Source organism: Bdellovibrio sp. HCB185ZH (assembly GCF_047302455.1).
Classification (GTDB): Bacteria; Bdellovibrionota; Bdellovibrionia; order Bdellovibrionales; family Bdellovibrionaceae; genus Bdellovibrio.
This window is the reverse complement of record NZ_CP178624.1, coordinates 3,409,876-3,422,373: the sequence shown is the minus strand read 5'-3', so window position 1 is coordinate 3,422,373 and position 12,498 is coordinate 3,409,876. Positions and strand designations below refer to the sequence as shown.

The window sequence follows — 12,498 nt, the reverse complement described above, 5'->3', positions numbered from 1 at the left end:
GGGGGTTACGAATTTGTAGGCTTTTTAGTAAGGATGGTAAAAAGAATCAAACCTTAAATTACTATTGCAAATAATTGAGGAACTTTTGACGGAGCTCACTATTGTTAACTTGAAAAAGATCGCCATGATGTCCATTGCGGACAATCCATAATTCCTTCGGATCACGCGCCGCTGCGAACATTTCCCGGGAGCTTTCAACCTCGATCACCGGGTCGTCTTCTCCGTGAATAAAGAGCATCGGAATCGGCGAGATTCGCGCGATGGGTTCAGGGGATTCGGCGTCGCTTAGAAGCACGTAACTAAGGGGTTGGAATAACCAAGTCCAATAGGATCGATTTAAGACTCTTTTTCCCATCTGCTGATAGGATGAGAAGCTCCCCTCGACGATGACGTTGCGGATCGCTTGATGGTCTTTAATTTTCAAGGCCGCCTGCATGGCGACGATGCCACCCAGGCTTTGCCCGTATAAAATCAAAGGACGTGATTCTCGGTTGGCTTTCAACCAAGCTGCTGCTGCCACCCCCGCCTCCACCGTACTTTGTGGAGTAGGAGTGCCGGAACTTTCACCATAACCCGGGTAATCAAAAATCAAGTAATTATAACCTTCATTAGGCAGCCAATAGAACATCATGAAGTGCGAGCTTAGATTTTCAGCATTTCCATGAAAGAACAAGATGGTACCCTTGCTTTCCTTTTGTCGACTCGCAAAGTACCAACCGTGAATGTTATAACCCGACGCGGTTTTGAAGAACACTTCTTCGTATTGCAAATTCAAGCGAGCGGGATCGTAGTACTTTCCTTGAGTTGGATAATAGTAAAATGACTGGCATCCACATAACGGCAGAGCCAACGCAGCGAGGCTTAGAATTTTAAAGCACAGTCCTCTGGTTTTCGTCATAATTAAATCATGAAACGCTTTGAACATGCCTGGCAAGATTATAAGTGGATCGATATCGAAGACCCCAAGAAGGAAGACTTCGTAAACCTCGCAGAGGAATTAGAAATTCCCATGCAAGCCATTGCCACCTGCATGGACCCTGAACACTTGCCTCGAGTGGAATATCTTGATCACTGCACGATGATTATCTTGCGCCACTTTGACAATCGCGCGCGCCCTGCCGCAGGAACAATTCAAGAACTTTCAACGAAGTTAGTTTTCTTTGTCGGGAAAAAGTACGTGCTGACTTTGCACCGCACTCCCCTGCCTTGCATTGAAGAGAAAAAAGACAAAGTTCCTTTTGAACAGATCACCATGCCGCAATTGATTGGGCGTATTTTCGTGAAGGCTTTCCAAAGTTTCGAAAATCCACTGGATGAGTTGGTCGCGAAAATGGATGCTATCGAAGGTCGAATCTATGCGCTTCGCCGAAAAAGCATCCTGCGTGAAGGTTATCATGTGAAAAGAAGAGCTTCCGGATTTAAAAAGATTTTTAAATTCACTGAGGCCGTGATCAACAGTCTGCAGCAGCACTCGCGTATTCATTCTTTAAACTATGATTTGGTTCGCGATCCGCTGGGAAGATTGATTTTTGATAGCGATAACATCGTCGAGGAAATCACGGGACTACTGAATTTGCATCTGGCGTTGATGTCGCAAAAAACCAATGAAGCATCTTTCAAAACGAATGAAATCATGCGCATCTTAACCGTGGTCTCGATTTTCTTCCTGCCTTTGAATTTCCTGGCCGGAGTTTACGGCATGAACTTCAAACACATGCCGGAATTGGATCATTATTACGGTTACTATACGGTCCTTGGCGCCATGGTCATTATCGCGATCGGAATTTTAGCATGGGTATGGCACAAGGGTTGGCTTAGTAAAGATGACTTCAAACCTTAAAGATTGAACTCAACTTTTGCCACAGGGATTTTTTCGGAATCATTTTCGAGAGAATTTCAACCAACTCCTGGCGCTTGAACATCTTTGCGGCCTGGAGCGGAGTGAGATTATCAAATTCTGAAATCAAAGTGGGATCAGCACCATTTTCCAATAAAAATAAGCTGATTTCCGAATGACCCCCGATAATACTTGCCACCAAAGCCGTCGACATAATTTCAGGATGCTGGTAATTCGGATTCACACCATTTTTAATATGATACTGAACCAACTCCAGATTCCCTGAAGCCGCTGCTCCGTACATCTCTTTCCAATCCCCCGCAGACATTTCTATTCCTATGTTCGCGCGTGGGCTTGAATGAAGCTGTAATAAAAAACCGCGTTCGGATCATTTGCCACGGTCGCCATTTCTTCTTTCATGCCTTCGACGACTTCTTTGGAAACGCAGTGAGCTTTCACCAGCTGATCACTGGCACTCAGTAACAATTCTGTCCAATACTCGACACAATCTTTACGAGCTTGCGGTTGGCGATTATCTAAGAACCAGGTTTTCACTTCGGTCTGCACATCATGATATCCCAGCTGCATTAAGAAATTCCCAAGCTTTGCTCCTACAAAGGGATCACCATGTTGTTTCAGCTGATATTCATTGAAGGCCATCCAATATTTCCAGACATTCGGAGAATACGGATCCAGGAAGAAGGAAGCATTCATGACTTCAGTGATATAAACCGGAGAACCGGGCCGAAGCACACGGCGCACTTCTGATAAGGTGCGAATCGGATCTGGAACGTGTTCTAAAATCCAGCAAAGAAAAGCTCCATCGAAAGAATTTGCCCCATAGGACATGTTGGTCGCATCCATTTCCTTCATTTCAAAGCGGCCCGCAAATCCCGGCAAAGCTGCCAGACGATGACGAGCAGAACTTAATTGATTGGTGCTAAGATCAATCCCCGTCAGATGCAGATCAGGAAAACGGCGAAGAATGATTTCACTTTGCGCACCGACACCACAACCCACTTCCAGAAGCTGACTGACTCCGGAGAGATTAACGTTTTGATAGACTGTGAATTCACCGAAGCGAGCTTGTTTACGTAAACGCTCTTGTTCGACTTTGCTAAAACCATGAAGATAAGGAAATTCGCCTGCCATGTGCGGCCTCCTGATTCCAGAAGACTATAGCACAGTTTAGAATGAGTTCCACTTGATGGATGACACGGGGAATTCTACCCAGTCTTCATTGGAAGGAAAGCCCTCGGGACGCGGCTCGGTCAGACCTTTAAAACTTAAGAAAGCCGTCAGCGCACATATGAAGGACTCAAAAGCATGACTGTTTTCAATCATTAGTTTGACGTCCTGATCATAAACGAAAGCAATATTGTGGGTGCTAAGCGCATGTAAAATGGCGCGACGACTTTCATCGCCCCCAATCGCATGCTTGTGAAACAGAAGATGACTCTTCATCACGTGAAGTGAACGACCGATGCGCCACAACGACAGCTTCGGAAACACTTCAATAACATTCATATTTAATTTTTGTTTTAGAAACATTGCGCGAGCTAAAAGCGGCGCCATGTTCGCCCCCATCGCATGTTGTAAATGGAAAGGCTCTTCGATTTCCGTCGACAGATACATTTCCACACAACGTTGCGTGTAGGGCGTAAATAATTTGCGCGGCTTTTTCTTTTTATGAAGCTTGCGAGTATAGTCCCACATCCATTTGATGTGCGGCTGGTGATTGCAGGTTTCAATTTCGCCGCAGCAGGGATTTCTTAGGGTGTTGGGCAATTGAAATGGAACATCGAAAGCCAGCAAATCGATACCGTCGTACTGTTCAATGATTTCATGAATTTTAAAGTCAGCAGAGTGCACTTCATCGCTTTTGATTTTCTCCACCAAACGCGACAGGAAAACTTTATTGTGCTTGGGGTAATATTCGATAACCGAGACGCAGGCTTTGTCCATTTTGCCACCGCCCAAAGAGACGCCGACGAAACGATGTACTTCACCCGCATGATTTTCCGAAGCCAAAGGCGTCGTCTTAACAACCGACGAGCGAGGTTTTGCGGTTTTCTTCGCAACCTTCTTGCTCGTCTTTTTTTTGACGGCCTTATTCTTTACAGAGGGTTTACGGGCTTTGCGCCCATGACTTGGAACCCGGCTTTTTGGCATGCGTCTGCGACTCCTTTTTTATTCTCAGGAGGGCACCATACCAGCACGCAACCACCGCCCCCAGCTCCACAAATCTTAACAGCCTCTGCCCCATTCTGCAAAGAGAGTTCAGACAGACGGCGGATCTCAGGACTGGAAAATTCTGGTGCGAGTCTTACGCGGGCTTCAAATTCACGTTTAAATAAATTTCCGAGTTCATTCCAATTTCCACTACGGACCGCATGCTCCGTTTCAATTGCGATCACTTTCAGATCACGCAATGCTTGAATCGTGCCAGGATCTTTTGCGACGGAATCTTTCATCACTTCAAAATTATTCAATCCTGAATGATGAGCTTTCCCCGTATAAATCAGCATGAACTTTTCAGCCAGCGGAGTTTTGGAAACATCCATCACTTCTTGCTGAATTCCATCGTAACCATAGCGAAGAATATTCAAGCCGCCAGAGGCAGCAGGATAGTAATCTTGAGTTCCCGTTGGTGTGTTCAGGATTTCTGCTTCGATATTGTGAGCCGAATGCACCATATGGTGAACATCACGGAAAGGCTTATTGCAGAATTGCGCAAAAGCTTTCATCAAACCAATCGTTAAACTGGAGCTGCCACCCAAGCCTCCACCCACGGGACTTTCCGAAGACGTTTTTAAACTAAAACCCTTCGTCGGCATCCAATAGCGAAGCTGTGTTTGCAGTAAAATCATCTGCGGATCCGTGTCCGCTAAAGCTTCCACCAAATTGGAGTAAGTTTTACGAACTTTCAAGTCGGCAGATTCCAGGACTATGGTAGAGTCCTCATGCGGAGTGAGCTCCACATTTGTATAAACGTCGATGGCAACATTCACGGTGGAGGCGCCGTTGATAAATAAATAAAGGGGCCACAAATCAAGAGTGCCCCCTGCCAAATCCACACGTGTTGGTGATTTAACGATAATTTTCTGCATGACTAGTTGTCTTTCTCATGGGCGAGTTGAGCGCCGCTCTGCACTCCGGCGCCGCCGGAGTAGATTGATTGATCTTTACTATCTTGCTTCGGAGTGCCCCCTACTTTCAAGTCCTCAGTTTTAAGATCAATCAAATTATCCAAAGCCCCCGGCCCCATCAGCATTTGGAATTTCGGTTCGGAAACTGAGGCATAAATTTTCTTATCTGCTGCCTGCCCCACTTCTGCTTTCCAAGCTTGCTCTCCTAATTTTAAATCCAGCGTGAACAGATGTTTTAATACTGGCATTTTGCCATCGACATATGTGGAAGCACGGGCATCAGCGATATCACGGAACAGCTGACGTACTTTTTGCTGATCAAGCTCTACTTTTTTAGAACCCGCATCGATCCACTTGCCTTCTTTCAATGCGATTTCCACAAGACCTGACTTATTTTTCAAACGGAAGTGTTCGATCGAAGCCATTTTATGGCGCAGAAAACGGCGGTCCCGGAATTCGCCTACGGGCTTTTCCAGACGAGTAGTCCAGCTGTTGTTCACCACCAAGACTCGATTTTCACCGTCACGACGAGCAAAAGGATTGTTTTCAAAATTGGTTTTACCTGAAATATGCAGTGTCGTGGATTCACCAGCGGAGTTTGTGTATTTTACGGAACCCGCGGGCTGATCAAGGCCAAAGGACTTCCAATCAATACCCTCGCCCTCTTTCACCACATCATAAACTTTTTCAGAGGAGGTCATTTTGATCAGATCCTCTGCAGAAGCGTCGTCAGCATTGTCTTTTAACGGTTGCTCAAGATTCCAACCTTCCACGGAGCGTTTTAAGACGACGGACTCGCCGCCGGCTTTCGAGATCTCGATCGCATCGATCTGGTCGGTGTTCATGGTAAAAAGTTTGGCGCTCGCGGTTTTAGACTCCTCAGCTTTTTTTTGCGCAAGGAAATCATACAAGGCATAACCGCCAAATACCAAAAGACACATGACCAGTATGCCGCGACCTTTGATCTTCTTCACGCACTTCTCCTTCTAGAATATAGAGTGATGCCTGCGCCCAATAGCAGCAAAGGCAAGGGAATTAAAAAGGCGAAAATGAACACTGCGAATTTAGTTTCCGTTAAAATCAGCTGCGTTGCTTGCGGCTCTTTCGGAGAAATACTGATAAGGTTTTCCTCTTTCGCTAAAGATGCCAGGGAGTTCAAGACCAAATCGCGGTTCAAATTTTGATACAGCATTTGGTTCGTCATGAAATCCACGTCCCCGGCGATGATCGCTGCGAACTTTTTAGCTTGGGGATCTGAATCCCATTGACCAACAACTTGATCCACCAACGCAAAACTGCCTACAGGACCGTCCTCTTTCAGATTCATGGATTTGAAGGCCATGGATTTCGGACTTGTTCTAACTAGTTCATCAATCGACATGCCTGGCGGTTCGACAACTTTTTTTAGCGCTTGCGGATGACGGAACAACGTCACTTCACTTTGACCAAAAGCCTTAGTGATTTCATTAAGTGGAGAAAACACCGAACCCATCACAGGTCCTTGATTGATTCCTTGGCCCATCACGGTGTCAACAATGTTGAATACATAGTTGTTACCAAGCTCAATGCCCATTTTTCGAATCAGTTTATCCAGGTTTGCTGGATTTTGGGATTCGAGTGCTATAAATAAGTTTCCACCGTTTTTCAAATAGCCTTCCAAAGCTTCCACTTCGTGAGCCAGGAAATTTTGAATCGGTCCCGCGATAACGATCACATCTGCATCGGCTGGAACTTTCGGTTCGGTGATTAGGGCCAATGGTTTAACCGTGTAGCGATTTCGCTCCAGCATCACCTTAAGGGCGTTCAGACCCAAGCCTTCTTTGACTTCTTCAAGGTTCGCTTCGCCGTGGCCCACGGTGAAATAAATGGTTTTATTTTTCTCACGGGTTACTTTGACCAGGGAACTTGTGAATTCCTGCTCATCAATTTTTTGGAGCAGATTGCGACGGCCTTTGTATTCGAGGAAGGCCGTGCCGCTGCCTTTATCAACACCGAAATCTTTCGCCAGGTCCGGTTGCTCGTTCACTTCCACAAAGTTCAATTGAATGCGGGGGTTGATGTCCTGATACTTTTTGATCAGGTCGCGGAAGGAGCGACGGTTTTCTTCGTTGCCCTCGACGCCTTTTTTATAGAAGAAATAAACTTTTAATTCCTCATCCAGGTTTTTTACCAGCTTGATCGATTGCTCGGCCAAGGTATTTGACTGAGCCGTCGAAAAATCGAAAGTCAGGTAATGACGAACGCCGATATAATTCACCACCGCCAGGACTGCTAACATCAGGAGAATCAAAACTCCCATGCTCATGCCTTCTTTGGTGGTTTTCATCGTCAGGAATTCTTTAAAGAAGGCGCGATCTTTAATGATCCCAGCAACCAGGAATAAAACTGCCATGCCCAGGGACAACCAGCAAAATGGAACCCACTCGCCCAAAAGGTAGCGAGTGATGGTCATACAAACCAAAGAGATCCCCGACATCAGAAATAAAATTTTACTAAGCTTGCTCATCACTATCTCCAACGGGAAGATTCAACCACGCGTTCTGCAAGGAAGCAGAACAATACAATTAAGCTGCCAAAGAAAACCAATCCATTGGTTCGGATGGTTCCCTCAACCAGGCTCGACAAATGCGTGCTTAGGGAAACGTGTTCAAATATTTTGCGCGCAATTTCGCTATCGACAACTTCAGCACCGATACCGATAAACCAGATCGACACATTCAAGATCACTGACATCACGTAAGCGACCAGGCTGTTTTCGGTAAGAGCGGAACAGAATAAATTCATTGAAGCGTAGACGCCGCCTACGATAAAGATTCCCAGGAAGGCTACAAGCAAAGGTCCCCAGTTCAGTTTTGCTAACGCTGCTGTTGCCAGTGGGTACAACAAAGCCAGGAACACAATTCCGGCCACTGCTCCCAAGGCTGCCAGGTATTTTCCCAACACGATCTGCAAAGAAGTCACAGGTGACGTCAAAAGCAGATCAAAGGTGCGAAGCTTTTTTTCCTCCGCAAATAATTTCATCGTTAAAGCTGGTACCACGAAAATCAAAATCAGATTCAAATACGAAAGCTGACGAAGGAATACACCGTAATGAATGTTCAATTGATTTGCGGGAATCCCCTGTTGCGCCACGTAGTTCATCAAGAGCTGCGCGAAACCGTAAAGCTGCAAAGGATAAATCCAGCTAAACACCAGGCTTACTAAAAAGCAGATGATCCAATATGTCGGGTTGAAATAAAAACCTTTTAATTCTTTTTTAAGGATGATCATTGAACCGTTCATGACTCACCTCTTTCTTGACCGTAAGTGAGTTTTAAGAAGACATCTTCCAAATCCATTTTGCTCGGACTGAATTCCAAAAGTCCCAGACCTTGATTCACCAGTCGCGAAGAAACTGCGGCGACGATGTCATCTCCACCACGCACATCGATGCGCCACTCTTTGTGAGAAATTCCTTCATGAACAGAAACCACTTCGCGGATATCGGAAAGGACTGCTTTCATATCTGGAACATCTTTGGCCACTCTCACCATCAGGCGGTTTTGCCCTTGTTCCATTGAAGCCAGGTGTTGAATGCTGTCTTCAACAACGATTTTACCTTTGTTGATGATGATGATCTTTTCACAGGTCGCTTGAACTTCAGGCAGGATGTGCGTGGAAAGGATAATCGTGTGTTGTCCACGCAGGGCTTTGATCAAATCACGGATCTCGGCCACTTGTTTGGGATCCAGTCCCACGGTCGGTTCATCCAAAATCAAAACTTCAGGATCAGACACGATGGCTTGGGCGATACCCACACGTTGTTTGAAACCTTTGGACAAATGCTGAATCAGGCGTTTTTGAACTTCGCCCAGATTTGTTTTTTCAATTGCCAAGTCCACAGACTTTTCAATTTTTTCTTTAGGAACTTGCTTCAAGGCCGCTACATAGCGCAGATAATCTCGCACGTACATGTCACCATACACAGGTGGAGTTTCCGGCAGATAACCAATGCGCTTTTTAACTTCGATGGGATTTTCAAAAACATCAAAACCTGCCACCGAGGCCGTGCCGTGGCTTGGCGCCATAAAGCCCGTGATGATTTTCATAGTTGTGGATTTTCCAGCACCGTTCGGTCCAAGAAAGCCTACAACGTCACCTTTGTTAACTGAAAAATTCAGATGATCAATTGCTCTGCGTGGTCCGTAATCTTTGGTAAGATCTTTTACTTGAATCATAGGGAAATTTTAGACCCCACCACGATTCAGTCAAGACTCCTCAAGATTGACGCAAAGAAAAATGAAAGGTCTTTTCTGAATGATAAGTCACGCGACCGAGTTTATCGCCCTTGATGGGACGAACAAATCGACACTCCACCATCACGACAGCGACTTTTTGCCCCACCATGAGTGATTTGGAAGATAAGGATTCCCTTGCAACCCAGGAAGCGACTTCTTGAATCTCCGCTTGAGAAATTTCCTGATCCCTTTGACGGTGAATAATCGCATGAGCGCCGGGGTAATCTTTTAAGTGAAGCCAGTAATCCCAGGCCTTGGCTTGTCGAAGCAGCGCTAGGTTGTCGGCAGCTGACTTTCCACAATACGCTAACGCGCCAGAGTCCAAGGTGAACTTTCGACCTCGGGCATCTGCTTTGTGCATCAAATCCACCAGTCCGGGTTTTGACGATTGCTTTTCGCGATATTGGGACTTTTCTAATTTTGCGATCTCTTGATGGAGCTCTTCCAAGCGCTCTCGGGCGCCATCTTTTTTCGCGACCAGTTGCTTTGATTTGGCAAAGGCATTTTCAATATTCCAATTAATGGATTCACGACGGTTAACGAATGGCTCAAGATGAGTTGGAACGTCGAGCGTGCGATGTGCGATAAGAAAGTTTCCGGCCTCTTGCCATTCTAAATGCTTTTCAGCATTGATCTGCTTTTGGATTTCATCCAAGGCTTTGCGTTTTTTTTCTAAATCTTTTTGCTTTTGTTTTTCCCATTGCACCACAGGATCCAATGAAGGTTTTTTGTCCTGCTTTTGTTCAGACAGCCATTCCTCATGCAGCTCCACCAAAGAGCGCGGCTCCGGTGGATTTTCCACGGGTGGTGCTTCTTTTAGATCCAGGGGTTTTTCCCATGCGATCGTTTTGCCTTGGGCTCTGACGATCAAATTGCATTGTTTGGGAATCAGGCGAATTTCAAGCTCGCACTTAAGTGTCGTGTTGGCTAAGGTTAGCTGCGCAACTCGTCCGTATTCTTGGAGCACTTTGAATTCATGCACATACAGATTTTTAGCGTTTGAATTTAAGAAGAGTCCCAATGGTTTTGGCTTGGGGCCTTTTTTGAACGGACAATGATTCTCAAAAACCAACATCATCGGCGTGTTAGGAACAAGGTCCAGGATCAGCCAGTACTGAGTGCGATTGTGAAACGAGAGAGCCAGACCTCGGTCATTTGCTAAGACCTCTTGCAACTGGGCTCCTTTGAGGACTTGCTCAAAGTGATTCACAAAATCGTTCAGTTCAAGTTGGGTTATGGCTTTCATCCTGGGTATTGTGTCATCCTTTGGGCCAAATTTCCAACTAGTACTTAGGTTCCATAACGGCGTACCGATAATTTGTTTATGAAAAATGATGCTTTGCTAAAGATCGTCGAAACTCAACTTCAAGAAACCAAGTACATGCGCGAGAAAACGTCTGATTTTATCAATCGTGTCGTGCAACTGTACACACTGCAACTGATGGGTCAGGGAAACATCCCTTTGGATTACATGGAAGAAGTTTTAGCCGACGTAGAAGCCGAAGCCATCGAAATGTACCGCAAAAAAACCTACGGCTTCCTGACTTTAGAAGAATACCGCCGCCACAAATTCCGCCAAGCCGACGACAACTAGTTTCGTTTTTCCATCGATTTGGAAACTCCAAAGCCAGGCATGCCCCTGGCTTTTTTTATTTCACACTCTTCCTCGAGGCGCCACGCCCATCACCCGCGAATTTTGGGGTATCGGTCAGCCCTCTTTCTTCACCCTCACATCCAGAATCATCAGGGGGGATATCGGTCAGCCCATTCCTCCATCTTTTCGACAGCATCCTGGGCCTTTCAACAGTATCCTGGGGGTATCGGTCACCTGATCCCGCGTTCTCCAAATTGTCCCTGTCCCTGTCCCTGTCCCTGTCCCTGTCCCTTTCCCTTTCCCTTTCTCTTTCTCTTTCTCTTTCTCTTTCTCTTTCTCTTTCTCCTTCTCTTTCCCTTTCCCTTTCCCTTTCCCTTTCCCTTTCACTCAAACCGTTCCTCACTATAATTTGGGGTATCGGTCAAATTTGGGGTATCGGTCAACCACACGCTTCCTTAGTTTTTTCAAATCAACCGCACTCCTTAGATTTTTGGAGCAACAACGAATCCGAATACCTAATTATAGAAACCCCATATTTCTGGGGGTATCGGTCGTCCATTCCGCAACTATAAAAACGCACATCCACGTCCAAACGTCGGACACAATTTTCCATGAGAGCAAACCGATCTGCGTCTGAGCACTACGTGGTTTTTGCAAATGAACTTCAAGCATGACCGATACCCCGAGATACCCTGAGATAACTTCAGAAACCAGATGCCCAGAAACGCCCGTCCAATCCTCCCGCCCCCCCGCACGCCGCACAAGCGAATAGGAGATACCTTGAAACAACAAACCTTTTCATCCCTGCAGACTAATTGGAAATATCGTTACTGCCATGGGGGCACGCTTCGAAAATCTTCGAAAGGACGAAGGGCTCGTCCACTTTCCAGTAAGGAACCAATTCATCTGGTTTTCAAAGTGAATAAAACGGCGGTTCGGGGTGGGCTTCGCACTCCTCGGACGTTTTCTCTGATCAATAGTCTTTTGAAAAAATACTCACGGAAATTTTACGTCCGCGTGGAGCAACATTCTATTCAGAATGATCACATCCATATTCTTTTGCGGGGAGGGAAACGTTCTCAGATGCAGAGTTTTTTCAGAGTGTTGGCTGGACAGTTTGCGCAGAGGTTGACCGATACCTTCGATACCAAACATGAGGGTGAGAAAATTTGGAAGCATCGGCCTTTTTCTCGAGTCGTCAAAGGCTACAGGCCGTATAGAATTGTGCGTGATTATATTCAACTTAATGAGCGTGAGGCTCAGGGCCGACCTTATTCAAAATCGCGACTGCGAGGATTGACGCAAGAGCAACTCACGGAGCTTTGGAGCTAAAAAAACTCTTTGGTAGAAGATTGCACTCTTATAAGAGCTCCTGGAAGTGGCGTAGGAACTCTAGCAGCAAACAATGTCGTAATGTCACTCATAGTTGCGAGACGATTTTCACAAATCCGCGGGAAACTCCCCGATTACTCTCATATTCGCAAGAACTGTTAAGTTTACTAATGTGGGGAAGCAGGACGACAATCCGATGAGAATCGAAAACACCGTTTCGCCGACCAGCTACTCAACCTTCCCATATTCGCAAGAACTGTGACGTTTACTAATGTGGGGAACCAGGAAGACCATCCGATAAGAATCGCA

Annotated in this window: 14 protein-coding genes; 3 read left to right on the top strand and 11 right to left on the bottom strand. The window is 45.9% G+C overall.

The window, feature by feature from the left end; translation table 11 throughout:
• Positions 1 to 61: 61 nt before the first annotated feature.
• Positions 62 to 898 carry an alpha/beta hydrolase gene (locus ACLSU7_RS16650; protein WP_413293022.1) on the bottom strand — a complete coding sequence of 279 codons (837 nt, stop codon included), beginning with the start codon at positions 896 to 898 and terminating at the stop codon, positions 62 to 64.
• Positions 899 to 907: 9 nt separating this feature from the next.
• Between ACLSU7_RS16650 and ACLSU7_RS16645 the strand changes: the two genes are divergently transcribed.
• The gene (locus tag ACLSU7_RS16645) at positions 908 to 1,840 is read left to right on the top strand and encodes a CorA family divalent cation transporter (RefSeq protein ID WP_413293021.1); all 933 of its coding nucleotides are present in this window, start codon (positions 908 to 910) and stop codon (positions 1,838 to 1,840) included.
• Here ACLSU7_RS16645 and ACLSU7_RS16640 read toward each other — a convergent pair.
• From ACLSU7_RS16640 to ACLSU7_RS16600, 9 genes are read right to left on the bottom strand one after another with little or no spacing between them, the layout of a single operon-like run.
• Positions 1,830 to 2,165, bottom strand: a complete 336-nt coding sequence (locus ACLSU7_RS16640) for an ankyrin repeat domain-containing protein (RefSeq protein WP_413293020.1) — start codon at positions 2,163 to 2,165, stop codon at positions 1,830 to 1,832. The two genes, ACLSU7_RS16645 and ACLSU7_RS16640, sit on opposite strands and share 11 nt — an antisense overlap.
• A gap of 8 nt (positions 2,166 to 2,173) precedes the next feature.
• On the bottom strand, positions 2,174 to 2,989 hold the full coding sequence (locus tag ACLSU7_RS16635; protein WP_413293019.1) for a methyltransferase domain-containing protein: 816 nt from the start codon (positions 2,987 to 2,989) through the stop codon (positions 2,174 to 2,176).
• 36 nt (positions 2,990 to 3,025) lie between these two features.
• A complete protein-coding gene (locus ACLSU7_RS16630) occupies positions 3,026 to 4,009 on the bottom strand; it encodes a DUF429 domain-containing protein (RefSeq protein WP_413293018.1) in 984 nt (327 codons plus the stop codon).
• Complete coding sequence (locus tag ACLSU7_RS16625; RefSeq protein WP_413293017.1) at positions 3,955 to 4,947, bottom strand: galactokinase; 993 nt, start codon at positions 4,945 to 4,947, stop codon at positions 3,955 to 3,957. The genes ACLSU7_RS16630 and ACLSU7_RS16625 overlap by 55 nt, the downstream gene beginning before the upstream one ends.
• 2 nt (positions 4,948 to 4,949) lie before the next feature.
• The gene (locus ACLSU7_RS16620; RefSeq protein WP_413293016.1) at positions 4,950 to 5,960 is read right to left on the bottom strand and encodes a DUF4340 domain-containing protein; all 1,011 of its coding nucleotides are present in this window, start codon (positions 5,958 to 5,960) and stop codon (positions 4,950 to 4,952) included.
• On the bottom strand, positions 5,957 to 7,492 hold the full coding sequence (locus ACLSU7_RS16615) for a GldG family protein (RefSeq protein ID WP_413293015.1): 1,536 nt from the start codon (positions 7,490 to 7,492) through the stop codon (positions 5,957 to 5,959). The genes ACLSU7_RS16620 and ACLSU7_RS16615 overlap by 4 nt, the downstream gene beginning before the upstream one ends.
• Before the next feature lie 2 nt (positions 7,493 to 7,494).
• Positions 7,495 to 8,268, bottom strand: coding sequence for an ABC transporter permease (locus tag ACLSU7_RS16610; RefSeq protein WP_413293014.1), 774 nt, complete (start codon positions 8,266 to 8,268; stop codon positions 7,495 to 7,497).
• Positions 8,265 to 9,203 (bottom strand): ABC transporter ATP-binding protein, encoded by a 939-nt coding sequence (locus ACLSU7_RS16605; RefSeq protein ID WP_413293013.1) that lies wholly within the window; start codon positions 9,201 to 9,203, stop codon positions 8,265 to 8,267. Before ACLSU7_RS16605 ends, ACLSU7_RS16610 begins: the two co-directional genes overlap by 4 nt.
• Before the next feature lie 40 nt (positions 9,204 to 9,243).
• Complete coding sequence (locus tag ACLSU7_RS16600) at positions 9,244 to 10,509, bottom strand: DUF814 domain-containing protein (protein WP_413293012.1); 1,266 nt, start codon at positions 10,507 to 10,509, stop codon at positions 9,244 to 9,246.
• Positions 10,510 to 10,587: 78 nt separating this feature from the next.
• Between ACLSU7_RS16600 and ACLSU7_RS16595 the strand changes: the two genes are divergently transcribed.
• A complete protein-coding gene (locus ACLSU7_RS16595; protein ID WP_142701162.1) occupies positions 10,588 to 10,857 on the top strand; it encodes a DNA-dependent DNA polymerase in 270 nt (89 codons plus the stop codon).
• 55 nt (positions 10,858 to 10,912) lie between these two features.
• On the opposite strand, the gene ACLSU7_RS16590 is transcribed toward ACLSU7_RS16595, so the two are convergent.
• The gene (locus tag ACLSU7_RS16590) at positions 10,913 to 11,248 is read right to left on the bottom strand and encodes a hypothetical protein (RefSeq protein WP_413293011.1); all 336 of its coding nucleotides are present in this window, start codon (positions 11,246 to 11,248) and stop codon (positions 10,913 to 10,915) included.
• Positions 11,249 to 11,637: 389 nt separating this feature from the next.
• On the opposite strand from ACLSU7_RS16590, the gene ACLSU7_RS16585 reads away from it, so the two are divergent.
• Positions 11,638 to 12,189: a transposase gene (locus ACLSU7_RS16585; protein WP_413293010.1), complete on the top strand. Its 552-nt coding sequence runs from the start codon at positions 11,638 to 11,640 to the stop codon at positions 12,187 to 12,189.
• The last annotated feature ends 309 nt before the right edge of the window (positions 12,190 to 12,498 follow it).